The organism is Celeribacter halophilus (assembly GCF_900114135.1).
GTDB classification, from domain to species: Bacteria; Pseudomonadota; Alphaproteobacteria; order Rhodobacterales; family Rhodobacteraceae; genus Celeribacter; species Celeribacter halophilus.
Map to the genome: position 1 here is coordinate 37,295 of NZ_FORY01000002.1, position 22,677 is coordinate 59,971.

The 22,677-nt window shown below is 59.1% G+C and carries 26 protein-coding genes and 2 tRNA genes; 21 read left to right on the plus strand and 7 right to left on the minus strand.

The genetic code is table 11. From position 1 onward, the window contains the following. Positions 1–10 precede the first annotated feature (10 nt). The 5 genes from BM152_RS01885 to BM152_RS01905 all read right to left on the minus strand — a co-directional run bounded on the left by BM152_RS01885 (position 11) and on the right by BM152_RS01905 (position 3,837). Positions 11–1,786, minus strand: a complete 1,776-nt coding sequence (locus BM152_RS01885) for a phage terminase large subunit family protein (RefSeq protein ID WP_066605790.1) — start codon at positions 1,784–1,786, stop codon at positions 11–13. Further along, the gene (locus BM152_RS01890; protein ID WP_066605793.1) at positions 1,773–2,285 is read right to left on the minus strand and encodes a DNA packaging protein; all 513 of its coding nucleotides are present in this window, start codon (positions 2,283–2,285) and stop codon (positions 1,773–1,775) included. The genes BM152_RS01885 and BM152_RS01890 overlap by 14 nt, the downstream gene beginning before the upstream one ends. A gap of 99 nt (positions 2,286–2,384) precedes the next feature. Next, positions 2,385–2,645 carry a hypothetical protein gene (locus BM152_RS19145; RefSeq protein WP_066605796.1) on the minus strand — a complete coding sequence of 87 codons (261 nt, stop codon included), beginning with the start codon at positions 2,643–2,645 and terminating at the stop codon, positions 2,385–2,387. Between the two features lie 12 nt (positions 2,646–2,657). Next, entirely contained in the window at positions 2,658–3,479 is an 822-nt protein-coding gene (locus tag BM152_RS01900; RefSeq protein WP_066605798.1) for a helix-turn-helix domain-containing protein, read from the minus strand. A gap of 283 nt (positions 3,480–3,762) precedes the next feature. After that, positions 3,763–3,837: transfer RNA gene (locus BM152_RS01905), tRNA-Thr, on the minus strand. A 233-nt stretch (positions 3,838–4,070) separates the two neighbouring features. Between BM152_RS01905 and BM152_RS19150 the strand changes: the two genes are divergently transcribed. The 14 genes from BM152_RS19150 (at position 4,071) to BM152_RS01970 (ending at position 13,096) form a co-directional block, all read left to right on the plus strand. After that, positions 4,071–4,223: a hypothetical protein gene (locus tag BM152_RS19150; protein WP_170125640.1), complete on the plus strand. Its 153-nt coding sequence runs from the start codon at positions 4,071–4,073 to the stop codon at positions 4,221–4,223. A 9-nt stretch (positions 4,224–4,232) separates the two neighbouring features. Further along, a complete protein-coding gene (gene murA, locus BM152_RS01910) occupies positions 4,233–5,501 on the plus strand; it encodes a UDP-N-acetylglucosamine 1-carboxyvinyltransferase (protein ID WP_066605801.1) in 1,269 nt (422 codons plus the stop codon). Beyond that, positions 5,501–5,980: a DUF2948 family protein gene (locus BM152_RS01915; RefSeq protein ID WP_066605802.1), complete on the plus strand. Its 480-nt coding sequence runs from the start codon at positions 5,501–5,503 to the stop codon at positions 5,978–5,980. The genes murA and BM152_RS01915 overlap by 1 nt, the downstream gene beginning before the upstream one ends. 61 nt (positions 5,981–6,041) lie before the next feature. Next, on the plus strand, positions 6,042–7,367 hold the full coding sequence (hisD, locus tag BM152_RS01920; RefSeq protein ID WP_066605803.1) for a histidinol dehydrogenase: 1,326 nt from the start codon (positions 6,042–6,044) through the stop codon (positions 7,365–7,367). Then, on the plus strand, positions 7,360–7,836 hold the full coding sequence (locus BM152_RS01925) for a UPF0262 family protein (protein ID WP_066605804.1): 477 nt from the start codon (positions 7,360–7,362) through the stop codon (positions 7,834–7,836). Before hisD ends, BM152_RS01925 begins: the two co-directional genes overlap by 8 nt. A 4-nt stretch (positions 7,837–7,840) precedes the next feature. After that, positions 7,841–8,299, plus strand: coding sequence for an arsenate-mycothiol transferase ArsC (locus tag BM152_RS01930; protein ID WP_066605805.1), 459 nt, complete (start codon positions 7,841–7,843; stop codon positions 8,297–8,299). Positions 8,300–8,330: 31 nt separating this feature from the next. After that, positions 8,331–8,918, plus strand: a complete 588-nt coding sequence (locus BM152_RS01935) for a GNAT family N-acetyltransferase (RefSeq protein ID WP_066605806.1) — start codon at positions 8,331–8,333, stop codon at positions 8,916–8,918. After that, complete coding sequence (locus tag BM152_RS01940; protein WP_066605807.1) at positions 8,915–9,784, plus strand: nitrilase-related carbon-nitrogen hydrolase; 870 nt, start codon at positions 8,915–8,917, stop codon at positions 9,782–9,784. Before BM152_RS01935 ends, BM152_RS01940 begins: the two co-directional genes overlap by 4 nt. Before the next feature lie 81 nt (positions 9,785–9,865). Then, a complete protein-coding gene (gene infA / locus BM152_RS01945; protein WP_009573923.1) occupies positions 9,866–10,084 on the plus strand; it encodes a translation initiation factor IF-1 in 219 nt (72 codons plus the stop codon). 17 nt (positions 10,085–10,101) lie between these two features. Further along, entirely contained in the window at positions 10,102–10,680 is a 579-nt protein-coding gene (locus BM152_RS01950) for a Maf family protein (protein WP_066605810.1), read from the plus strand. Beyond that, positions 10,677–11,717, plus strand: coding sequence for a ribonuclease E/G (locus BM152_RS01955; RefSeq protein ID WP_066605812.1), 1,041 nt, complete (start codon positions 10,677–10,679; stop codon positions 11,715–11,717). The genes BM152_RS01950 and BM152_RS01955 overlap by 4 nt, the downstream gene beginning before the upstream one ends. Then, a complete protein-coding gene (locus BM152_RS01960) occupies positions 11,714–11,920 on the plus strand; it encodes a DNA gyrase inhibitor YacG (RefSeq protein ID WP_066605814.1) in 207 nt (68 codons plus the stop codon). Before BM152_RS01955 ends, BM152_RS01960 begins: the two co-directional genes overlap by 4 nt. 91 nt (positions 11,921–12,011) lie before the next feature. Beyond that, a tRNA-Phe gene (locus BM152_RS01965) sits at positions 12,012–12,086 on the plus strand. 203 nt (positions 12,087–12,289) lie between these two features. Next, on the plus strand, positions 12,290–13,096 hold the full coding sequence (locus tag BM152_RS01970) for a hypothetical protein (protein WP_066605817.1): 807 nt from the start codon (positions 12,290–12,292) through the stop codon (positions 13,094–13,096). Between the two features lie 91 nt (positions 13,097–13,187). Here BM152_RS01970 and BM152_RS01975 read toward each other — a convergent pair whose 3' ends face one another. Both BM152_RS01975 and BM152_RS01980 read right to left on the minus strand, forming a co-directional pair. Next, on the minus strand, positions 13,188–13,751 hold the full coding sequence (locus BM152_RS01975) for a hypothetical protein (RefSeq protein WP_066605821.1): 564 nt from the start codon (positions 13,749–13,751) through the stop codon (positions 13,188–13,190). Between the two features lie 89 nt (positions 13,752–13,840). Further along, positions 13,841–14,749 (minus strand): LysR family transcriptional regulator, encoded by a 909-nt coding sequence (locus BM152_RS01980; RefSeq protein WP_066605823.1) that lies wholly within the window; start codon positions 14,747–14,749, stop codon positions 13,841–13,843. A gap of 115 nt (positions 14,750–14,864) precedes the next feature. Between BM152_RS01980 and BM152_RS01985 the strand changes: the two genes are divergently transcribed. The 7 genes from BM152_RS01985 to BM152_RS02015 all read left to right on the plus strand — a co-directional run bounded on the left by BM152_RS01985 (position 14,865) and on the right by BM152_RS02015 (position 22,561). Next, on the plus strand, positions 14,865–15,926 hold the full coding sequence (locus BM152_RS01985) for a dipeptidase (protein WP_066605825.1): 1,062 nt from the start codon (positions 14,865–14,867) through the stop codon (positions 15,924–15,926). Positions 15,927–15,973: 47 nt separating this feature from the next. Beyond that, entirely contained in the window at positions 15,974–17,569 is a 1,596-nt protein-coding gene (locus BM152_RS01990; protein ID WP_066605828.1) for an ABC transporter substrate-binding protein, read from the plus strand. After that, positions 17,570–18,643 (plus strand): ABC transporter permease, encoded by a 1,074-nt coding sequence (locus BM152_RS01995; RefSeq protein ID WP_066605829.1) that lies wholly within the window; start codon positions 17,570–17,572, stop codon positions 18,641–18,643. Further along, positions 18,643–19,554, plus strand: a complete 912-nt coding sequence (nikC, locus tag BM152_RS02000; protein WP_066605831.1) for a nickel transporter permease — start codon at positions 18,643–18,645, stop codon at positions 19,552–19,554. Before BM152_RS01995 ends, nikC begins: the two co-directional genes overlap by 1 nt. Next, a complete protein-coding gene (locus tag BM152_RS02005) occupies positions 19,554–20,411 on the plus strand; it encodes an ABC transporter ATP-binding protein (RefSeq protein ID WP_066605833.1) in 858 nt (285 codons plus the stop codon). The genes nikC and BM152_RS02005 overlap by 1 nt, the downstream gene beginning before the upstream one ends. Next, positions 20,408–21,148 carry an ABC transporter ATP-binding protein gene (locus BM152_RS02010; RefSeq protein WP_066605840.1) on the plus strand — a complete coding sequence of 247 codons (741 nt, stop codon included), beginning with the start codon at positions 20,408–20,410 and terminating at the stop codon, positions 21,146–21,148. Before BM152_RS02005 ends, BM152_RS02010 begins: the two co-directional genes overlap by 4 nt. A 198-nt stretch (positions 21,149–21,346) precedes the next feature. After that, positions 21,347–22,561, plus strand: coding sequence for a Bcr/CflA family efflux MFS transporter (locus tag BM152_RS02015; protein ID WP_066605841.1), 1,215 nt, complete (start codon positions 21,347–21,349; stop codon positions 22,559–22,561). The last annotated feature ends 116 nt before the right edge of the window (positions 22,562–22,677 follow it).

The following is a 22,677-nucleotide window of genomic DNA, read 5'->3' on the forward strand; positions in this document are numbered from 1 at the left end:
GAGAAATTGATTAACGCCCAATCCAGCTTGATTTAAGCACTGGTTTGCGCGGCTTGGCGACAAGCTCGGGCCGCGCAAGCTCGGCACGGCGGCGGTCGGCGTCGAAATTCACAATCTGCCGCGCGGCGATTGCATACACCGTGCAATCCAGCGCCTCGGCACGGCGTCCGGGCACGCGCTCAAAACTGCGCACGGGTTGGCCCTTGCGGTAGCGCACCACGGCGCGCTCTGAGGCCAATTGCTCAAACCATGCTCGGGGCAGATCATCAGAGAAGCGCACGGCTGAGGGTGACATGACGCGCCCGAATAGCTGGGTTTTGACGGTATCAACACCGCAAATCCAAATCCTGCCGCCGGTTTTTGTTTTGCCGCCCCGCTCAAGGATAGGGCGGTTTCCGGCCATGCCCTTGATCGGCACAATCTTGCGGCGGAGTCTTGGCGTTGCAAAGGCCATAACCTCTTTCATAGACGCGCCGTCGCCTGCATCGATACAGGCGGCATCCACGGCCAGCTTGCCCCCGAGCGCATGGGCAAAGCGGGTGCGCAGCAGATCATCCAGATCACGCCAAAGGCTTTCGTCCTCATAGCTGCCCCAAAGGATTTTATGCCCGAGCACCACCATGCCCCCAGCTTCGGTCCAGCCGCAAAACGTGGCCTCTAGTCGGTCGTGCTGCGTGTCTATTCCGACAGTGAGCGCAAGAACGTCCTCGGGTATCTGGTCAAGCCCGCAAGCCTCGGCACGGGCGGCAAGCTCGTCCTCGGCCAATTCGTCGCCTTCGCCTTTCCATCCTTCGCCCAGAATCGTATTCACGAACACTTGCAAAAGCGTCGGATCATCCTTGGCACTCAGGAACTCGGTGGCCAGCTTGCCCCATGAGGCATTGGCGTGTGGTGACACAAGCGCGTTCAGTTTAAAGCCCGCGTGCCCGCGCACCTCGGGCCGTGTGGCCCGCCAAGCGCCTTTTTGCACAATTTCAGCTTTATGCCGTTCTTCGATCCGCGCGGCGCAATGCGGGCACCGGAAATATGCCGTTTCTGGTTGCCCTTCGTCCCATTCGATGTTGCGCCATTGAATTTCCGTGAAGGTGCCACACTCGGGGCAAGGCACCTCGAACACGCGGGCGTCACTTTTGCCGTAGGCGCGTATAACGTGGCTTGTTTCTTCAAAGGTCGGTGTGCTTCCCATGATGATCCGACGATCAGGGAAAGACAGGGTGCGGCGCTCGGCCAGCGTGATCGGGCTACCTTCCTGCGTTTGTTCCATCGCGTCGGCTTCATCGATCACCAGCACGCGCACGTTATGGCGGCGCAGGTTGCGGGGAGACTTGGCGGCCACCACCTTGAGCGAACCGCCCGGAAAGCGGCGGCTTAGAAGCGTATTGCGCCCCGCTTCGTCCTGTTCTTCGGATAGGGCAGACGCCACCATAGGCGAGGCGGAGAATGTCGGCTCAAGGTCGGATACCACGAAATCCCGCGCGTCGGCCTCGGTCGGCAATAGGGCAAGGATCGGCGCGGGATCATTCGAGACAAAAGAAGCGACGGTTGACGCCAAGAGCATCGAATAGCCAATGCGCACGGATTTCACGACAGTGACCCGCTCATAACGCGGATCACCCATGCAGTCCGCAATCTCTTTCTGGAAAGGCCAAAGCTCCACCGGCCCCGGCTGCGCACTCACGCCCTCGGGCAAGCGGATTTCCGACTCTACCCATTCAGACAGGCGTAGCCTTTGCGGCGGGATCAACGCTTTGAGCGCCTCTCGGCGGATCTGGTCAATCAGTGCCATGCTCTGCCCCTTCCTGTGCGGCTTCGGTCAAAGCCTCTCTGAGAAGCGCGTCAAGCTCGGCCACGTCCTCCGAGGTCAGGTGCCCCAGCCGTTGCCGGATCTTTGAGGACACGGCCAGAACCCGCGAACGAACGCCCCTGAGCACGTCAGCCCATTCCCGAGTCACGGCGTCGGCTTCGATCAACTCACCGCGCGCCTTGGCGTTCTTGAGCGCCTGAGCGTCGGCCTGTTCCTTCGCGAGGCGAGCCCTCTGGGCTGTTAACGTGGTGACGTGTTCTTCACCGCCCCGGCCTGAGGCGGTGCCCCTCAGGTGCGCGCAATAGCCCGACACGGTTGCTGTGAGGTCCCATGCGTCGCGGCCACAATGCACCGCAATGCCCTTGCGTTTAAGCTCTGTGAGAACTGCGGGTGTGACCCCGAGCAAGGCGCAAAGGCCCGCACCGTCAATGCGATGCGCCGGCGCGTCACCTTCTAGCGGTAATTCTTGCACAATTCTCATAGGTATTTGACCCCATTACATTTTTTTGCGGAGCTTTACACGTCGCGCCTTCGCCCCCCGCATACGTTCAGCGCCAGAAGGACCCACGGCGCAGCGCAATCAGGCCCGCCCTGCCGGTCCTCTGACGACTGCGGCGACGAAATCCAGCGCGGGCAGGGCTTCGAGCCTGTCAGCGGCGTTGACCATGCGTTCAATCGTGGCCTGTGGCCCATAGGTTGCCGTCATGGCTGCGACGATTTCAGCGTGAAACCCTGCGAGGATAGCCGCGTGCGGCATCCCATCGGCGTGCAGTCGATCACGCAAGGCGCGCAATTCGGTCGCGGCTTGTTCGGCTTCGGTGGTGTCCGGTGTCTGTGACATGCGGTAATCCTCTTAGGCTGTGGCGCTGTGCGCGATGTAGGTCGGGGCAACACGGGCCGCCTTGCGGGCCAGACCCCATGCAACAAACCGCTCGGCCATCATCGTAGCCGTGCCGTTGTGTTCGCTGGGGGGTGTCTTCCACGGCAGGTCAAACCCGTCTTGGCCGTGTTGGCGGATGATATCGGCAAAGGCTGAGAGGCTCGGCAGGTCACGGCGTTCCAGCCATTGCGTCCATTCCCGCTCAAAGTCAGATCCGACAGGCACAAACGCCCTCAGGTGTGCCATTGGCCGTGAGCTTGGCGGGTTGTCGAGCCTCGCGCGCGCATCCGTGCGCGTATTGGTTATATTTTTAGTTATATTACGGGAAAGCTCACTAGTGACCCCTTTTTTTGTCATGAATGACCCCTTTTCGGTCTGCGGATTCCTGTTTAAAGGCTCACTTGTGAACCCTTTTTTCTGGCCCGTTTCTGCACCCTTTTCAGGGGTGTCTGCGGGCATATCATCGGCAGTTTCGACCTTGGGTTTAGACGTGCGGAAGGGCACGACATTGCGCGGCATAAGAAGGCTGTAGCGGGTATGATTGCCCCGCCCTCGGCCTTCGGTGCGGTGAAGCAAGCGGGCTTGGCAAAGCGCCTTGATTGCGCGTTTGACTGCGGCCTCAGAAATTCCGAGGAACTCGGCCAGCGTCGGCACAGAAGGGCAGATCAGGCCAGTGTCACGGTTGGCGAACTGGACGGCCATAGCCGAGGCAATATTTTTGGCGGTGGCGGTTACATCGGCCCTTAGAGCCAATTTAAGCCAGATCAGCGGGTGAACGGTCGCGGCATTATGCATGGCTCACCTCCCCAACAAAGTTACTGTTAAGGCTTGCCGCCGGAATGGCTTTGCGGTAATTTGAGGCCAGAAAACGAGCCGTTTTCCTAAGCGATTTGACCTCGGTTGCGCCCGCCAGCGCACCGGGGTTTTTTCGTGTCTTACGCGACTCGGGCGGCTCGGGCTGTGCGGGGTTTGTACGCAAATGGCGCGCCAAAGCAGGGTTTGTTCCTGCCATGTTCTGCCATTTTGCGACGGGCGGAAAATCTTGTGTTCCGTAAGTCGCTGTTTTTGTGGGATTTTGTGGTGCTGCTGGAGAGAATTGAACTCTCGACCTCTCCCTTACCAAGGGAGTGCTCTACCTCTGAGCTACAGCAGCGCCGGGTGCGTTGGTGTGTCACCGTTGCTGTGGGCGGCTAATTAGACGTGATCGGGCGGGGGCGCAAGCGGATTTTCGAGAAAATTTTGCATCTGGGCAAAGTTTCTTTCTTCCGCCCTGTTTCCAAGCGGGCGGGCGCGGGTCTTGGCCGGTGCGCGGTGGCGTGGGGAAACCCTAGTGTGCCATGCCTCTAAGGCTGGACGGGGCGCGGTGCTTTGGCTACATGGGGAGCCATGAAAGACAAGACTGATCCCAAACGGAACCCCGGAAAACCGGAGAATGCCCGCGAAGACAGGCTAAAGGCGGCTCTGAAGGCCAATCTTCAGCGACGCAAGGCACAGGCGCGTGCGCGAAAAGCAATCGACAAGACCGATAAAGACGAGTGAGGCAAGGGCATGGATTCAATTCTGGTGCGGGGCAATGGGCCTCTGAGTGGCGATATCGAGATTGCCGGAGCGAAAAATGCCTGTCTGGCCTTGATGCCGGCGACGTTGTTGTCTGATGAGCCGCTGACGCTCACCAACGCACCGCGCCTGTCGGATATCAAGACAATGACGGCGCTTCTGGCCTCATTAGGGGCGGAGGTGTCCTCTTTGCAGGAGGGCAAGGTGCAGGCCATGTCGTGTCACGGTGAGATCAATCCGGTGGCCGACTACGAAATTGTGCGCAAGATGCGGGCCTCGAACCTTGTGCTCGGGCCATTGCTGGCGCGTTTGGGACATGCGGTTGTGTCGCTGCCCGGCGGTTGTGCCATTGGTGCGCGTCCGATGGATTTGCACACCACGGCGCTGGAGGCGCTTGGGGCGCAGATCGAGTTGAAAGACGGCTATCTGCACGCGAAGGTTGCGGGGGGGCGTCTGAAAGGCGCGGTTCACAAGATGCGCTTTCCCTCTGTTGGTGCGACGGAGAACTTCCTGATGGCAGCATCGCTGGCCAAGGGCACCTCGGTGCTGGAAAACGCCGCGCGCGAGCCGGAGATCGTCGATCTTGCCGATTGCCTCAATAAAATGGGCGCGCAGATCGAAGGGGCAGGGACCTCGCGGATCGAAATTCAGGGGGTGGACCGGCTGAACGGCGCGACCCATCCCGTTGTCACCGACCGGATCGAACTGGGCACATTCATGCTGGCCCCTGCGATTTGTGGTGGTGAAGTCACCTGTTTGGGCGGCAAGCTGTCCTTGGTGGAGAGTTTTGTGGCAAAGCTCGAACAGGCTGGTGTCTCGGTTGAAGAGAACGCACGCGGCCTCACCGTGTCACGCAAGAACGGGCGGGTGCAGGCGGTCGATGTGACCACCGAGCCGTTCCCCGGATTCCCGACCGATTTGCAGGCACAGATGATGGCTCTGCTCTGCACGGCGGAGGGCACATCCGTGCTGGAAGAAACGATTTTCGAAAACCGCTTCATGCACGCGCCGGAGCTCATCCGTATGGGCGCGAATATCGAAGTGCATGGCGGACATGCCACGGTGCATGGTGTTGAACAGCTCAAAGGTGCGCCGGTGATGGCCACTGATTTGCGCGCCTCCGTATCGCTTATCCTTGCGGGGCTGGCCGCCGAAGGGGAAACCGTGGTCTCGCGGGTCTATCACCTTGATCGCGGCTACGAGTTTATCGAGCGCAAACTATCCGGCATCGGGGCGCAGGTCGAAAGGATCAAAAGCTGATGGTCGAAGATGCAAAGTTCGAAGATGGCGGCGAACGTCCGCTGTTTCTCAAGGCGCTGGATGCAGATGACCTGACGGTGATCTCCGCGCTGGCGCAGGATGCGGTCGTGCCGATGGGGGAAATCTCTTATGACGCCAGCCGCCGCCGCTTCGCGCTTCTGGTCAACCGCTTCCGTTGGGAAGATGTCGAAGCCGCAGAAAAACGGGGCCGACCGGTTGAACGTGTGCAAGCGGTGCTGGTCTTTGAGGATGTGATGGCAGCGCGGTCTTCGGGCGTGCCTGCGGATGACAAGGAGATGATCCTGTCGATTCTCGCAGTCGCCTTTATTCCTGCCGAGGACGGTATGGGCACGGTAGAGATCACGCTGGCCGGAGATGGAGAGATCGCTCTTGATGTCGAGGCGCTGGACGTGACGCTCAAAGATGTGACACGGCCCTATGTGGCTCCGTCCAAACATATTCCAACGCACGACGACTGAGGCCTGAGCGCTTGTCCGGTGCCCTTGGGCGCTGTATGGCGAAAGGATCAAGGAGACCGATATGCCCCATTTCCTGTCCACAACGGATACCGATTTCGAGACCCGCTTTGCTGCGCTTTTGACCATGAAGCGTGAGGATAGTCCGGATGTGGACGAGGCCGTGGCGGGGATCATCGCGGATGTGCGCCGTCGTGGCGATGCGGCTGTGCTGGAACTGACCGCGAAATTCGACCGGCTGGAGCTGACTGCGCAGGGCTTGCGGTTTTCTGAAGGTGAGATCGAATCCCTGTGTGCGCAAGTGTCTGCGGCGGATCGCGAGGCGCTGGAACTCGCCGCCCAACGCATCCGCGCCTATCATGTGCGTCAGATGCCCGACAACCAGATGTGGACCGATCCCGACGGGGCCACGCTGGGCTGGCGCTGGACGGCTGTGTCTGCGGCGGGGCTTTATGTGCCGGGCGGGCTGGCCTCTTACCCGTCGTCTGTCCTGATGAATGCCATTCCGGCCAAGGTCGCGGGCGTCGAGCGTCTGGCGATCTGTGTGCCGACACCGGACGGGGTGGCCAATCCTCTGGTGCTCATGGCGGCGCGTATTGCGGGCGTGGACGAGATTTACCGCATCGGCGGCGCGCAGGCGATTGCCGCGCTGGCCTACGGGACAGAGACGGTCGCGCCCGTGGACAAGATCACCGGACCGGGTAATGCCTTTGTCGCCGCTGCCAAGCGTCGCGTCTTCGGCAAGGTGGGGATCGATATGATCGCGGGCCCGTCGGAAATTCTGGTGATTGCCGACAAGCACAATGATCCGGACTGGATTGCTGTGGACCTGATGTCTCAGGCCGAACATGACGAGAGCGCCCAATCGATTCTCATCACCGATGACGCGGAGTTCGGTGCTGCCGTGGTGAAGGCCGTCGAGAAACGGCTGGAGACGCTGGAGCGCCGTGCGATTGCGGGCAAAAGCTGGGCAGATTTCGGCGTTGTTATCACCGTGCGCGATCTGGACGAGGCGGCGATGCTGTCGGACCGGTTCGCGCCGGAACACCTTGAACTTTGTGTCGAGGATCCGGATGCGATTTCCGCGAAAATCCATCACGCGGGGGCAATTTTCCTCGGAGCATGGACGCCGGAGGCCATCGGGGACTATGTCGGCGGCCCGAACCACGTTCTGCCCACGGCGCGCTCGGCACGGTTTTCGTCGGGTCTGTCCGTTTTGGACTTTCTCAAGCGCACAACACTTGCCAAGATGTCTCCGGAGGCGCTCAAGGCTATTGGTCCGGCGGCGGAGCGTCTGGCGACCTCGGAAAGCCTCGAAGCGCACGGGCTGTCCGTGCGGGCGCGGCTGGATCGTTTGAACGCAGGTGCGGATGGGGCGTGTGATGAGTAAACTGATCTCTGTCGAGATTGACGACACGGGGCTGGCCCCGCCGACCCCCGAGATCGAACAGGAGCGCAAAGTCGCGATTTTCGATCTTCTGGAAGACAATTCCTTTTCCTTGCCTGCACGCGAGGATCGTACGGTGCCGGAGGGACCGTTCAAGCTGGGTCTGGCGATCCGCGAACGGCGGCTGGTGTTTGACCTGACCTCCGAGACGGGAGAGAAAGCGGCGGAATTCCACCTTTCTCTCGGACCGTTCCGGCAGGTCGTGAAAGACTATTTCCAGATTTGTGAAAGCTATTTCGATGCGGTCAAGAAAATGCCGCCCAGCCAGATCGAAGCCATCGATATGGCGCGGCGCGGTATTCACAACGAAGGTGCGCGGGTCTTGCAGGAACGTCTTGAAGGCAAGGCGGATGTGGATATCGACACGGCGCGGCGTCTGTTTACCCTGATATGCGTGTTGCACTGGAGGTAAATGCGTGGCGGCAGATCTCCCTCATTCGGTTCTGTTCTGCTGCGACCATAACGCGGTGCGCTCGCCCATGGCCGAAGGGTTGATGAAAAAGTTCTACGGCTGCGAGGTCTATGTGCAATCTGCAGGCGTGCGCTCCGATCTCGATGTGGACGGGTTTGCCGTTGCGGTTTGTGACGAGATGGGGGTCGAGTTGCATCGCCATCGCGCCCGTTCCTTTGAAGACCTCAAGGACTGGGGTGATGATATTTCCTCCTATGACCTGATCGTTGCGCTCTCGCCGGCTTCGCAACGTCAGGCGCTCGAACTCACCCGTTATTACCACCTTGATGTGGAATACTGGCCGATCATGGACCCGACAGGGATCGGGGAGAGCCGCGAGGCCAAGCTCGACGCCTATCGTCAGGCGCGCGACCAGATTATCACGCGGATGCAGGCCCGTTTCGGACCGCCGCGTGAGGATTGATGTATGAAGACTGACCTATGAAGGCGGACTTATGGCGTTGACCTTTCGCACGCTGCGCGGCGCCGAGATCGAAGCGGCGCTCGACGATCTGGCCCGTTTGCGCATTTCGGTGTTTCGGGACTGGCCCTATCTCTATGACGGCTCGCTGGACTATGAGCGCGATTATATGGCCAGCTATATCGGCAATGCGCGTGCGGTGCTGATTGCTGCATTCGAGGGCGCAACGCTTGTCGGTGCAGCCACGGGATCGCCCTTGGCCGATCACGCGGAAGACTTCGCCGCAGCTTTCTCCGGCAGCGACCTGCCGCTGGAGCGCGTGTTCTATTGTGCGGAATCCGTGCTCCTGCCGGAATATCGCGGCCAAGGCGCGGGACATGCGTTTTTTGACGGGCGCGAAGCCCATGCCCGCGCTCTGGGGGTGGGCTATTCGGCCTTTTGCTCCGTGATCCGTCCTGAAAATCACCCCTTGCGTCCCGAAGCCGCACGCAGTCATGATGTATTCTGGCGCAAACGCGGATACCGGCCCCTTGAGGGCGTTGTGGCGCGGTTTGCGTGGAAAGACGTGGATGAGGCGGAAATCTCTGACAAGTCCTTACAATTCTGGGGAAAACCACTGTGAAACTGATTGCTTTTTCGTGGCAGCCTGATTGGGCGCAAACACCAGACCACTGGTTGGATCGCTATCGCGCGGCACTGTCTGTCGCGGAAGCGGATCGGGAGTCTCTGGTGGTCTTCCCCGAATATGCCGCTTTGGAGGCGGCTTTATACGGTGATGTGAATTTGGATGCGCGCGGCTGGATGACACGCGGTGCGGATCATTTCGAGAGCTATTGCGACGGCATCCGCACGCTGGTGGCAGAAACCGGTGCGACGATTCTGGGCGGGTCCGGTTTTGCCCGCGTGGGCGACAGCATCATCAACCGCGCCCTCTTTTGTGCGCCCGAGGGCGAGGGCTATATCAACAAGCGCACGCCCACGCTCTATGAACGCGACATTGACCTGTCGGCAGGGGAGGCTTCGCCGCTCTTCGAGACACGGTTCGGGAAGGTCGCGGGGCTGATCTGTTACGACAGCGAGTTTCCCCGCCTGTCGCGCCATTATGCCGAAGCGGGGGCGGACATCCTTCTGGTGCCGTCCTGCACGGATACCGAACACGGCGCGATGCGGGTGGAGATCGCCTGTCGCGCCCGTGCGCTTGAGGGGCAGATGATCGTCGCTATGGCCCCGCTTGTCGGCGAAGTCCCCGACTGCGAGGTGATCGACGTGAATTTCGGTCAGGCCGCGATTTTCGGCCCGCCGGACGGGGCCTTCCCCGCCACGGGCATTCTGGCCACCGGCACCAAACATTTCCAGAGCACCGCCACGCTCGAAACACTGGGCGAGTCGGTCGCCGAAGCCCGAAAAGGGGGGGCTGTGAGCGTAAAAACCCACTGGCCGGAGAGCGAAACGCCCCAGAAAGCGGTCAAAACGCTGAATTTGCGCTAAATGATCCTTGAATCTGCACCGTGAAAAGCGCATTTACTAGCGCGCCTGCATACTGGTGGGTGAAACAATTACGGAGTGACCATGGCCAAGGAAGAAATGCTCGAATTTCCCGGTGTCGTTAAGGAACTCCTGCCGAACGCGACATTCCTGGTCGAGCTGGAAAACGGCCATACGATCATCGCGCATACGGCAGGTAAAATGCGGAAAAACCGCATTCGCGTTCTCGCTGGCGACAAAGTGCAAGTCGAAATGACCCCCTACGATCTGACCAAGGGTCGGATCAACTACCGCTTCCGCTGAGCGGTATTGGCTTCCACATGAAGCTTATTCTCGGTTCAGGCAGCCCGCGCCGGAAGGAACTTCTGGCGCAGCTTGGCCTTACCCCCGACGACATTCGTTCTCCCGACATCGACGAAGACCCGCGCAAAGGCGAGTTGCCACGTCCTTACTGTGCCCGTATGGCGCGCGAAAAGGCGATGGCCGTGCCGCGTGCTGCGGGGGAGGTCGTGCTCTGCGCCGACACCACGGTGGCTTTGGGGCGGCGCATCATGGGCAAACCCGTCGATGCAAAGGAATGTGCCGAATTTCTTTTGGCCATGTCGGGGCGACGTCATAAAGTGATCACGGCGGTGGCCGTGGCACATGGAGACCGTATCTGGGAGGCCGATGTCGTCACCACGGTGAAGATGAAGCGGCTCTCGGATATCGAACTGAACAGCTATCTTGCCTCTGACGATTGGCGCGGCAAAGCAGGCGGCTACGGCATTCAGGGGCCCGCAGGGGCCTTTATCCCGTGGATACAAGGCAGTTATTCTGCCGTCATGGGACTTCCCGTGGCTGAGACCGCCAATCTTTTGATGGCCGCAGGCTATCCGGTTTATGGAGATCACACATGAAGGGCACAGTGATTGCACTGGGCGAAGTTCAAGGCAAACGGGCCGCGGCAATGATCCGCGACGGTGTGCTGGATGATTTCCTTGTTGATGCGGGGGAGGGGGCACCTCCTGCGCCGGGCGCGATATTCCGTGCCAAAGGCGGGCGCAGCCTCAAAGGCATGGGGGGCGCGTTGTTGGATTTGCCCGGTGGCGCGAAAGCCTATCTGCGCGGCAACAAGGGGCTCAAGCCCGGCGCGCCGATGCTGGTGCAGGTCACGCACATTGCCGAAGAAGGCAAAGCGGTTCCCGTCACCACCCGCGTGCTGTTCAAATCCAAATATGCCATCGTCACACCGGATGCGCCAGGGTTGAATATCTCCCGCCAGATCACCGAAGACGAGGAGCTTATCCGTTTGCACGATCTGGCAGAGCAGGGGATGGAGGCCGCCGACGAGACGCTCGGCCTGATTCTGCGCTCCTCCTGTGAAGGTGCCACGGATGACGTGATCGCCGAAGACATCGCCGCCATGCGCGGCCTGTGCGAGGCTGTTCTGGCCGACCTGTCAGGTGAGCCGGAGCTTCTGGTTGACGGGGCGGATGCATGGGAAGTGGCATGGCGCGACTGGCCCAAGGCCGATATGTTCGACGACAGCGATGCGGCCTTTGACAATCATGGCGTCCATGAGCTGATTGATGCCGCCCTTGATCCCTATGTGCCGCTCAAAGGTGCGGGGTCCATGTATATCGAACCGACCCGTGCGCTGGTTGCGGTCGATGTGAACACCGGCGGGGATTTCTCCACCGCGTCTGGCCTGAAAGCCAATATCGCGCTCGCCCGAGACCTGCCGCGTCAGTTGCGTGTGCGCGGGCTGGCTGGCCAGATCACACTTGATCTCGCGCCGATGGCCAAGAAGGACCGCCGCCAGTTCGAACATAGCCTCAAGGCCGCGTTCAAACCCGAAGGCCACGATACGATTCTGGCCGGCTGGACGCCGCTCGGGCATTTTGAAATCCAGAAGAAACGGGAACGGGTGCCGATTGCGGAGGTTCTGCGATGAGTTGTCCGATCTGTGGCGGGGAAACGGTTCAGAAATACCGCCCGTTTTGTTCGAAACGCTGCGCGGATGTGGATCTGGGACGCTGGATGAACGGTGCATATGCCGTTCCCAGCGGTCGTGAGGAGGATCCGGAAGAGATCGCAAACGCGATCGAAGAGGCTTTGCGCGACGAGTTTGAAGCGACAGGAAAAAAACCTCACTAAAGCGTTCATTTTCCTCTGGACACGCCCGCGCCCCCCGACTAGAAACCCGCTACCCGAACGATACGTCGTTCAGCGAGAAATCGCTCCCGGTGCCCGGGTAGCTCAGGGGTAGAGCAGTGGATTGAAAATCCTCGTGTCGGTGGTTCGATTCCGCCCCCGGGCACCATTTAACAAAACAATCAGAAATAGCTGTTTTGCGTGTTGCCCTTTGCCATTCCTATTCCCATCGTCTCGGGGCGCTATAGAGGATCGCTAAGGTGCAGGGGACAACGTCTTTCCCGGAACGTTTTAAAATAATTTCTCTTTATAAATCAGTTTGTAAAAACCATATTGCCCCTCGGATATTTTACATCAGTGAGGAGGTTTGAATTGAAACATCTTGCAGGGCTTATTCTGGTTTTTTGCATCTTTTCGACAGCGGCGCAGGCCGATGATGACAAGTCATTTGATGTCTATCACGGTGCGTATTTCGAAGATCCCGCGTCCAATCCGGAAGATCCGACCTTCGGCAGTATCAGCTTCGTGCTTCCTTCGGACGGTGGCGCGTTTTCCGGAGAGATGAGCTTTTCCTTTGTTGGCTGCCAGACGCGGAATATCGGCCATATTGACGGTATGAAGACCGAAGGCAATCTGACGGGGCGCTGGTCCGGCACTGTCGACCAGACCGAACAAAGCGGTGCGTTTGCCGGTGAGGTGCAGTCAGATGGCGTCATCGCGGGCGACTACACGGTTGACGGAGGCAAACAATTCAACCGCGTTGATGGCTGTATCCAGTATTACATCGCGCCCGAAGGCACGTTTTATCTGAAGTCTGCGCCGGATGTGGAAAATGGCACGCCGGTGAGCTTTGAGAACGATCTGGTTGACGTGTCCTGCGCTGCGCAGATTTCGGTTTCGCCGAAAACGCCGGCTGCGGCCTATTTGGTGGCTGTGCAAATCATTGTGCTCGGGCCGGATGGTCCGACCGTGATTACGCCCAGGCAGAACCTGACCTATGCGCAGACGACGCGGTTCTCTGCCAAGGACCTGTTTGATCTCATCAAGGAGGCGGGGCTGGAGGACAGTGCGGAAACCTTCGTCACGGTGACGGCGGTCAATGCCCGTAATTTTGCGCGTGAAGAGCCGATTATCCTGCCGACACGGTGTCTTCCGGACATCGCGGCGGTCTTGCCGTAAGACGAGCCGGTGGCGCGGGTTCTGCGCCACCGGTATTATCGTGCTGCCGAGCCTCGGGGCAGAGCCCCGATGGCGTCACTCAAACAGGGCGTCACTCAAACGGTGTGACGGATTTGAATGCCTCGATCAGGATGGGTTTGAGCTCGTCTGCCTTGCCATCGGCGGTATGCAGGGAAAACAACTGCATATACCCGTCCGGCGTTGAGGCGGCGATCAGGACGGCCTCGGGGATGCCCATATCGATATATGCGGGCAAATCCAGTTTGGTCGTGACAACCCAAGCCATGCGACCGCCAATATCCTCATAGCTGCGCGCGGAAATATCCGCGCATTTATAGTTCTCGCAAAGACCTTCCAAGAAACCTTCAGTGGTCTTTTTCTTGACCTCATCGCCAAGCATCACCATCGGGTTCTTTTTCAGATAGGTCATGCCTGATACCACTGTGAGTGGTTCATGCCCTTCGGGAGAACGCGCGACGAGGGTGGATTGCGGCCCGGTCAGATCAACATCGGCGTCCCACGCGATGTTTCCACCAAGCTGCATGGTGTATTTGGCATTCTCGTCTTTCAATTCGACCGTGTCCTCGGAAAAGGCTGCGGCAGAGGACAAGGCCAAGACGAGGCAGGATGTGGCGATCTGTGTTTTAAGATTCATGAAACATTTCCCGTTTACAAGGTGAAGTGACCGTCAAAATAGCCTGAATGGCGTGGCGGGTTCCACCCGAAACTTGGGTCACGGCGACGTCAGGCCTTTTCGGAAAACGGGTCTCGCGCGGTGCGCAGTTGCAGGTGCTGGAGGAAGGCCCGTGCGATTGCTGTGGTCGCGCGGCGTTTCGGGGTCACATAATAGGTGCTGTAGCGGATTTGGGAGGCGAAGGGGCGAAAGACCACGTCCTGTGCGCGATAATGCACCACGGGGAAGGGGTTGACGATGGACAGCCCGAGCCCTTCGCGGGCGAGATCGACAGCGGCGAAGGAGGTGGAGACTTCGGCCACCACCCTTGGCTCGCTCTGGCAGGCCAGCAGCACTTTCTCAAGCTCGGCACGGCGTGCGTGGCGGGGGCTCAGGGCGATGAGCGCCTGTCCGTGGAGGTCTTCGGGGTGGATAATCTGTTGATCGGCCAGAACATGCCCGTGCGGCATGGCGCAAACCGCGTGGGAGGTACGAAACGGGGTCAGTCTGACGCCGTCACGCGGCAGTTCGACGCCGAGGAAGCCGAGATCAAAACGCTCGTCGAGTATGCCGCGGATCACCATATCGGAGGAGGCCACCTCAAGCCCCACAAAGAAATGCGGATTGGCTTTGAGAAAACTTGCGATGTGATGCACTAGATAGCGGTGCGCATAGGTCGGCGGGGCGATGATCTGAAGCGTTTCTTGCTCCAGTTCCGGCGGCCCTTCCAGCTTTTCCAAGGCTTCGAATAGCGCATCCAGACGCATGTTGAGTTGCGCGGCCTCATTCGTGGGGCGCAGCATCCGCCCGTCACGTTCAAAGAGAATCCGCCCTGTGCGCGCCTCCAGACTGGCGATGGACCGGCTCACGGCAGACTGCGACAGCCCCAGACGGTTCGCCGCCTCGGAGGTTGTTCCGCATTCCATCATTGCGCGAAGTGCCTGATATTCAGGCAAGCTGTGCCAGGTTTTTGGGGGCATCAAGTATATCCGCTTAACTCATAATTATATGAGTTATTATCATATATTTTTTTGTTTTATATGAGAATTCATTTCCTACTATGATGGGAGAAAGACAAAAGAAAAAGATAATCATATGCCCTTTGATACAACTCCTCCCGTCTTTGACGGACATAACGATGTTTTGTTGAAACTTTACAATGCAGGGGGGCTTGAGGCTGTCGACAGCTTTCTGACCGGTCGCGAGGGCGCGATTGACGCCATCTCCGCCAAGGCGGGGGGATTCGGCGGCGGGTTCTTTGCGGTCTATGTTCCGTCTCCGGTCGATCGGGAGATGAAGTTCGACCAGATGACGCAGGCGACATATGATATGCCCTTGCCCGACCCGATTGGCTGGGCGGATGCGATTCCCGTCGTCATGGCGCAGGCCGCGATTCTGTTCGAGTTGGAAAAGCGCGGGGCGCTCAAAATCTGCCGCAAGGTGCAAGACATTCGCGCGTGCCTGTCGACAGGCAAGATGGCCGCGATCTTCCATATCGAAGGGGCAGAAGGGATTGATCCCGATTTTCACACGCTTGAGGTGCTGTATCAGGCGGGGCTGCGCTCGCTCGGGCCGGTCTGGAGCCGTTCGACCATTTTCGGACACGGCGTGCCCTTCCGCTACCCCAGCACCGGCGACACCGGTCCGGGGCTGACCGAAGCCGGAAAGCGGTTGGTGCGGGCCTGCAACGAGATGGGGATCATGATTGATCTGTCCCATCTCAACGAGGCGGGGTTCTGGGATGTGGCGAAGCTCTCGGATGCCCCGCTTGTGGCCACGCATTCGAACGCCTACGCGATTTGCCCGCACAGCCGGAACCTCACTGACAAACAGCTGGCGGCCATTCGCGAGAGTGACGGGATGGTCGGGTTGAACTTCGCCGTGGCGTTTCTGCGCGATGACGGACGTATGGTGCCGGATGTTCCACTGGAACAGATGCTGCGGCACCTCGACCACCTAATTGAACATCTGGGCGAAGATCGGGTGGGGTTGGGCTCCGACTATGACGGGGCCGTTGTGCCGCCGGACCTGACGACATGTGCGGGCCTGCCCAAATTGAGACAGGCCATGGCACAACACGGATATGACGCGGCGTTGATTGCCAAGCTGTGTCATGAAAACTGGTTGCGTGTTCTGGGCAAAATCTGGAAAAAATAGTCAGATATCAGAATGCGTTAAATATAATTTAACAGGAGAGATGAAATATGAATGTCATGAATCGATTGCTTTGTGGTGCGGCCCTTGGCCTTGCCGTCAGCGTGAGTTCCGTTGGCGCTTGGGCCGAGACGCCTGCCAATATGTTGGTGATTGCGAACCGTATTGACGATGTAACCACATTGGATCCGGCGGAAAGCTTTGAATTCGCCGGCGCGGACATTAGCCGCAACGTCTACAACCGCCTTGTGTATCTCGACCCGCTTGATCTGGAAGCAGGTTACAAACCCGATCTGGCGGAAAGCTGGGAAGTGTCCGAGGATGGCAAGACAATCACCTTCACCATGCGCGAAGGGGTGACCTTCCAGTCCGGCAATCCGGTGCGTGCAGAAGATGCGGCGTTTTCGCTCCAGCGTGCGGTCATTCTGAACAAGACACCGGCGTTCATCCTGTCGCAATTCGGCTTCACCCCTGAAAACGTGGAAGAAATGATCCGCGTCGAAGATGGCAAGCTCCTGATCACGACGGATAAGAAATACGCCACATCCTTTATCCTCAACTGTCTGACCGCCACCATCGGCGGGATCGTCGACAAAGAGGAAGTCATGGCCCATGAGGTCGATGGCGATATGGGCAACACATGGCTCAAAACCAATACTGCGGGCTCGGGGCCTTACAAGCTGGACAGCTGGAAGCCCAACGAAAGCGTGTCCATGTCCGCCTATGAGGACTATTACGGCGGTGCTCCGGAAATGAAACGCGTGATCGTGCGCCACGTTCAGGAAAGCGCGTCGCAGCGTCTGCTTCTGGAGCGCGGTGACATTGATATCGCCCGTAACCTGAACCCCGAAGACATTGCGGGTCTGGCCGATAACGAGGACATCAAGGTCGTTGACGAACTCAAGGGCCGTCTGATGTATCTGGCGCTTAATGGCAAGCACCCGGAATTGTCCAAGCCGGAAGTGCGCGAAGCTTTCAAATATCTCGTTGATTACGAAGGCATGGTGAACAGCTTCCTGAACGGTCAGTATACGATCCACCAGAACTTCCTGCCGGCGACCTACCTCGGGGCAACGAACGAGAACCCGTTCTCGCTCGACCTCGAAAAAGCCAAGGCGCTTCTTGCCGAGGCCGGTGTTGACGGACTGGAAATCGAAGTCGGTGTGCGTGAGGCGCAGGAGCGTATCGAGATCGCCCAGTCGCTGCAAAACACCTTGGGGCAGGTGGGGATCAAGCTCAACATCACCGTTGGCACCGCGAAACAGATCCTTGCCCGCTACCGTGCCCGCGATCTGGACGTCTACCTCGGCGCATGGGGGCCGGATTATCCTGATCCGCAAACCAACGCAGGCACCTTTGCCTATAACCCCGACAACAGCGACGAAGCCAATGCCACGGGTCTTCTGGCATGGCGGACCGCTTGGTATCCGGGTGATCTGAACGAACAGGTCGAAGCCGCCGTGACGGAGACGGATCGCGAGGCACGGATCAAGATGTATGAGGACATGCAGGCCGAATTCCGCGAAACGTCGCCCTTTGTCGTCATGTTCCAGCAGATCGAACAATCGGCCATGCAGGAGAATGTCACCAATTTCTCCACCGGTCAGGCTGTGACGGCTGCTGCATACTGGCAGGTGACCAAGTAAATGTCCGTGAACGACATCTCGAAGGGGAGGCGCCCGAAGCGGGCGCCTCTCTCTCATAGCCTGTGGCCCACGCTCAAAACCGTCTTGCGCACCCTCGGGTCCGTTGCGGTGACGCTTTTGGGGCTTTTGTTCATCACCTTTATCATCGGTCGCGTCATGCCGATCGATCCGGTTTTGTCCATCGTTGGTGAACGGGCATCGCAAGAGACCTATGACGCTGTCTATCATCAGCTCGGTCTCGACAAGCCGCTGCTTGTCCAGTTTTTCTATTACCTATGGGACGTGCTGCATCTCGATTTCGGAACGTCGCTGCTGAATGCGCGTCCGGTGTCTGAAGACATTGCCCGCGTTTTCCCAGCAACGCTTGAACTGGCCTCTCTGGGCATCGTGTTCGGCGTTGTGATCGGTGTGCCTCTGGGTGTTCTGGCCGCCGTGCGCAAAGGGTCGTGGATCGACCAGATCGCCCGTGTCGTTGCGCTCGTCGGGTATTCCATGCCGATTTTCTGGCTGGGCCTGATGGGTCTTCTGATCTTTTACGGCATTCTGGGCTGGGTCGGAGGGCCGGGGCGTGTGGGTATTTTCTATGTCGATATCGTGCCGACCGTGACGGGGATGATCCTTGTGGACAGTCTGCTTGATAGCAATATCGACGTGTTCAAGGATGCTTTCAGCCACATCATCCTTCCGGCCTCGCTGCTGGGCTATTATTCGCTGGCCTACATCAGCCGCATGACGCGCTCTTTCATGCTCGAACAGATGAGCGCCGAATATATCACGACCGCGCGGGTCAAAGGCATGTCGGAATGGGATGTGATCTGGAAACATGCGTTCAAGAACATCCGCGTGCAGCTGATCACTGTGATTGCACTGAGCTATGCAGGGCTACTGGAAGGTTCGGTGCTGACCGAGATCATCTTTAGCTGGCCGGGCATCGGCAGCTACATCACCACTGCGCTTCTGAGTGCGGATATGAACGCGGTTCTGGGGGGCACGGTGGTCGTGGGCCTGATCTTTATCCTGCTCAATATATTCTCCGATCTGCTCTACAAGATCTTCGATCCGAGGGCGAAATAATGTCAGATACACAAAGTCTTAGGGCCTGGCTGCTCACCGAGACGCCGACCTCGCGCCGACATGCGAAACTCTCGGCGCTCTATCATGGATGGTTGTCCTTCCGTTCGAACACGATGGCCATGATCGGATTGCTGATCCTTGTGGCGCTGGTGCTGATCGCAGTGTTGGCACCGTGGTTGTCGCCGCATGACCCGTTCGAGCAGAACCTTGGCCAGCGCCTCTTGCCGCTGGGCAGCGAGGGTCATGTATTCGGCACAGACAGTCTTGGCCGCGATATCCTGTCCCGCCTGATCTACGGCTCGCGGATCACGCTCTACATCGTGGCTCTGGTCGCCTTGATCGCGCCGGTGGTCGGGCTTCTGGTCGGCACGGTGTCGGGATATGTCGGCGGCTGGGTCGATACGGTCCTGATGCGGATCACCGATATCTTTCTGGCCTTCCCACGTCTTGTCCTTGCGCTGGCTTTTGTGGCCGCACTCGGGGCAGGCATCGAAAACGCGGTGATCGCGATTTCCCTGACGGCATGGCCTCCCTATGCACGGATTGCGCGGGCGGAGACGCTCACCATCCGGTCGTCGGACTATATCGCCGCCATCAAACTTCAGGGCGCAAGCGCGCTGCGGATTATCACCAAACACATCTGGCCGCTGTGCATCTCGTCCTTGATCGTGCGGGTGACGCTCGACATGGCGGGGATCATCCTCGCGGCGGCGGGGCTCGGTTTTCTCGGCCTTGGCGCACAGCCGCCCAGCCCGGAATGGGGCGCGATGATTTCCGAAGGACGCCGGTTCATCCTTGATCACTGGTGGGTTGCCACCATGCCGGGGCTTGCCATTTTCACAGTTTCGCTGGCCTTCAACCTCTTGGGCGATGGTCTGCGCGATGTTCTTGATCCGAAAGCAGGTGACTGATGTCCACGCTTCTTGATGTTGAAAACCTTTGGGTGAAATTTCCCACCCGCAATGGCGTCTTTGATGCGGTGCGCGGCGTGTCCTTCACGCTCGGACGCGAGCGGCTCGGGATTGTCGGGGAGAGTGGCTCGGGCAAATCCATGACCGGACGCGCCATTTTGCGCCTGATCCGTGCGCCGGGGATGGTCGAGGCCGATCATATCTCTCTGGAGGGGCAGGACCTGCTCAAGATGAGCGAAAAAGAAATGCGGGACGTGCGGGGCCAGCGGATCAGCATGGTCATGCAGGACCCGAAATTCTCGCTCAATCCGGTGATGACCATCGGGGATCAGATCATGGAGGCCTATCGGCTCCACACCAACGCGTCGAAATCGGTGGCCTATACGAAATCCGTCGAGATGCTCGAAGCCGTGTCGATCCGTGATCCCGAACGCGTGATGCGGGCCTATCCGCATGAGATGTCGGGGGGGATGGGGCAGAGGATCATGATTGCCATGATGCTGATCCCGAACCCCGAAATCCTCATTGCGGACGAACCGACCTCGGCTCTGGATGTGTCGGTGCAGCGTCAGGTGCTCGATATCATGGACCGTCTCGTCAAGGAGCGCGGCATGGGGCTGATCTTTATCAGCCATGACTTGAACCTTGTCTCCGACTTCTGCGACCGCGTGCTGATTATGTATGCGGGCCGGATTGTCGAGGTCTGCGAGGCGGACAAGCTCCACGAGGCGAAACACCCCTATACGCGCGGGCTTTTGAATTCCCTGCCGCGTCTGGACAAGCCCCGCGACCGGCTTGAAGTCTTGCAACGCGACCCTGCGTGGTCCGAAGCCCCGAGTGTGAGTGGACGGATATGAATATGCTCGAAATCAAAGACCTGAACGTCTGGTTTGGCCACAGCCACAATCGGGTGAATGCCGTCAAAGGGGCGACTTTTTCGGTGGCTGAAGGGGAGAGCTTTGGCCTTGTCGGGGAAAGTGGGTCCGGAAAATCGACCATTTTGCGCGCCATCACGGGACTGGCGGGTCAATGGTCGGGCGAGATCAGCGTCAACGGGATGCAACTGGGCAAGAAACGCGAGAAGAGTTTCTACAAGACTGTGCAGATGGTGTTTCAGGACCCCTATGCCTCGCTTCATCCGCGCCATTCGGTCGATCAGGTCTTGGGAGAAACCCTGTCGCTGCACGGGTTCCGTGACCTCGACGCGCGTGTGGTCAAGCTTCTGGACGATGTGGGGCTGGGGCAGAAATTCCGCTTCCGCTATCCGCACCAACTGTCCGGCGGGCAACGGCAACGTGTCGCCATCGCACGGGCGCTCGCACCGGAGCCCAAGCTCTTGCTGCTGGACGAGCCGACCTCGGCGCTGGATGTGTCGGTGCAGGCCGAGATTCTCAACCTTCTGGTTGATCTGCGCAAGGACCGGGGCCTGACCTATGTGATGGTCTCGCATGACCTTTCCGTCGTGGGGCATATGTGTGACCGGCTGGCCGTGATGAAAAGCGGGGAAATTGTCGAGATCCTGAATGTCGCAGAGTTGCGGCAACTCAAAGCGCAGCATCCCTATTCACAGGAACTGCTGCAAGCCTCCCTCTGAGCGGGGTGGCTTGGCAATTAGGGCGGGGTGAGCAACTCCGCCCTTTCTTAAACAGACATGCCATTCGTCCACAAAATTGTGATGGAATACATGTCTCGTCATTTCCGTCCTTCTGTGGCACATGCCTGATGTTACCGCGTTGAATGTATTGATCATTCCCGATTCATCGCCGCGTCATCAAGGATGGAACAGAGTGATATGAATGTCGAACAACCAAGATTGGGGCGGCGCGGCACGCTGACGTTGCTGATTGTTCTGGGGGCCTTCCCGCCACTGACGATGGACCTTTACCTGCCTGCGCTGCCGCATATGGCGGATACCTTCGCAACCAGTCACGCCATGATCAACCTGACCCTCGGGGCCTATATGGTCGCCTTTTCGGTCGGGATGTTGTTCTGGGGCCCGCTGAGCGAAAGGACTGGGCGCAAGCCGATCCTGTTCACGGCCCTTGCAATCTACATCATTTCCAGCCTGCTCTGTGCCCTGTCCTCCAGCGTCGAAGGCTTGATTGCCTTTCGCACTGTGCAAGGGCTTTCCGGCGGTGGGGTGACGGTTGTCGGCACGTCGATTGTCAAGGATATGTTCGACGGGCGTGAACGCGAAAAGGTCATGGCAACGGTCATGTCTCTGGTCATCATTGCCCCTATGGTCGCGCCGGTGCTTGGCGCCTTTCTGTTGAAGGTGGCGTCATGGCACGCGATGTTTGTTGTCCTTGCTCTGTTTGCCTGTGTCGCGGGCGGGCTTGTGATGCTCTTTCGTGAAACCGTCGAGGAAAAATCCACCGCCCCGATCCTGAAATCATGGAACCGTTTGGGCGTGGTCCTCAAGAACCCGCATTTTGCCTATCTGCTTTTGCTGTTCTCGCTGGTGCCCATGTGCCTGACCGCCTTCATCGGCAGCGCGGCCTATGTCTATATCGACGGGTTTGGCATGTCGGAGCAGACCTTCAGTTCCATCTTTGCCTTCAACGCGGTCTGCGCGGCGGTCGGTCCGTCTCTCTACCTGCGGCTCTCGCGCCGGATTCCGGTGCAGACGATCATCCTCGGCTGTTTCCTTGTGGTGGTGGTCGCGGGGGCAACGATGCTGTCGGTCGGCAGGCTCGCGCCGTGGATATTTGCCGCACTGGCCGCCATGACGACCATCGCGGTGATCGTTGTGCGTGTGCCGGGGGCAAACCTGTTGCTGGATCAGCAGACAACGGACACCGGCTCTGCGGCGGCCCTGATCCAGTTCAGCGGCACCATGATGGGCGCGGCGGCGGTGCAGATCGTCTCGGCCAATGCCCATGACCTGATCCGCAACTATGGTCTTTTGTTGATGATCATCGGCACCTCCTGCGCGACGCTGTGGCTGATCGTGCGACATCGGCCTTTTGTGACAGATGTGCTTCCGCAGAACAGGGGCGCGGATTGACGGGGTGCGGAAGGCATCCTTGATGATCTTCCCGCCTCATAGCGCCACCCGATATGGCGCCGGGTCTTATGTGCAGGACATATAAAAATGCCGCAGGGGGGGGGACCTGCGGCATT

Coding starts and splice junctions, on each gene's coding strand:
- BM152_RS01955 (WP_066605812.1), top strand. CDS start 10,677: ATGAAGGGCACAGTGATTGCACTGGGCGAAGTTCAAGGCAAACGGGCC.
- BM152_RS01950 (WP_066605810.1), top strand. CDS start 10,102: ATGAAGCTTATTCTCGGTTCAGGCAGCCCGCGCCGGAAGGAACTTCTG.
- nikC (WP_066605831.1), top strand. CDS start 18,643: ATGTCAGATACACAAAGTCTTAGGGCCTGGCTGCTCACCGAGACGCCG.
- BM152_RS19145 (WP_066605796.1), bottom strand. CDS start 2,645: ATGTCACAGACACCGGACACCACCGAAGCCGAACAAGCCGCGACCGAA.
- BM152_RS19150 (WP_170125640.1), top strand. CDS start 4,071: ATGAAAGACAAGACTGATCCCAAACGGAACCCCGGAAAACCGGAGAAT.
- BM152_RS01995 (WP_066605829.1), top strand. CDS start 17,570: ATGTCCGTGAACGACATCTCGAAGGGGAGGCGCCCGAAGCGGGCGCCT.
- BM152_RS01900 (WP_066605798.1), bottom strand. CDS start 3,479: ATGCATAATGCCGCGACCGTTCACCCGCTGATCTGGCTTAAATTGGCT.
- BM152_RS01960 (WP_066605814.1), top strand. CDS start 11,714: ATGAGTTGTCCGATCTGTGGCGGGGAAACGGTTCAGAAATACCGCCCG.
- BM152_RS01915 (WP_066605802.1), top strand. CDS start 5,501: ATGGTCGAAGATGCAAAGTTCGAAGATGGCGGCGAACGTCCGCTGTTT.
- BM152_RS02015 (WP_066605841.1), top strand. CDS start 21,347: ATGAATGTCGAACAACCAAGATTGGGGCGGCGCGGCACGCTGACGTTG.
- BM152_RS02005 (WP_066605833.1), top strand. CDS start 19,554: ATGTCCACGCTTCTTGATGTTGAAAACCTTTGGGTGAAATTTCCCACC.
- BM152_RS01935 (WP_066605806.1), top strand. CDS start 8,331: ATGGCGTTGACCTTTCGCACGCTGCGCGGCGCCGAGATCGAAGCGGCG.
- BM152_RS02010 (WP_066605840.1), top strand. CDS start 20,408: ATGAATATGCTCGAAATCAAAGACCTGAACGTCTGGTTTGGCCACAGC.
- infA (WP_009573923.1), top strand. CDS start 9,866: ATGGCCAAGGAAGAAATGCTCGAATTTCCCGGTGTCGTTAAGGAACTC.
- BM152_RS01980 (WP_066605823.1), bottom strand. CDS start 14,749: ATGCCCCCAAAAACCTGGCACAGCTTGCCTGAATATCAGGCACTTCGC.
- hisD (WP_066605803.1), top strand. CDS start 6,042: ATGCCCCATTTCCTGTCCACAACGGATACCGATTTCGAGACCCGCTTT.
- BM152_RS01925 (WP_066605804.1), top strand. CDS start 7,360: ATGAGTAAACTGATCTCTGTCGAGATTGACGACACGGGGCTGGCCCCG.
- BM152_RS01985 (WP_066605825.1), top strand. CDS start 14,865: ATGCCCTTTGATACAACTCCTCCCGTCTTTGACGGACATAACGATGTT.
- BM152_RS01885 (WP_066605790.1), bottom strand. CDS start 1,786: ATGGCACTGATTGACCAGATCCGCCGAGAGGCGCTCAAAGCGTTGATC.
- murA (WP_066605801.1), top strand. CDS start 4,233: ATGGATTCAATTCTGGTGCGGGGCAATGGGCCTCTGAGTGGCGATATC.
- BM152_RS01990 (WP_066605828.1), top strand. CDS start 15,974: ATGAATGTCATGAATCGATTGCTTTGTGGTGCGGCCCTTGGCCTTGCC.
- BM152_RS01975 (WP_066605821.1), bottom strand. CDS start 13,751: ATGAATCTTAAAACACAGATCGCCACATCCTGCCTCGTCTTGGCCTTG.
- BM152_RS01890 (WP_066605793.1), bottom strand. CDS start 2,285: ATGAGAATTGTGCAAGAATTACCGCTAGAAGGTGACGCGCCGGCGCAT.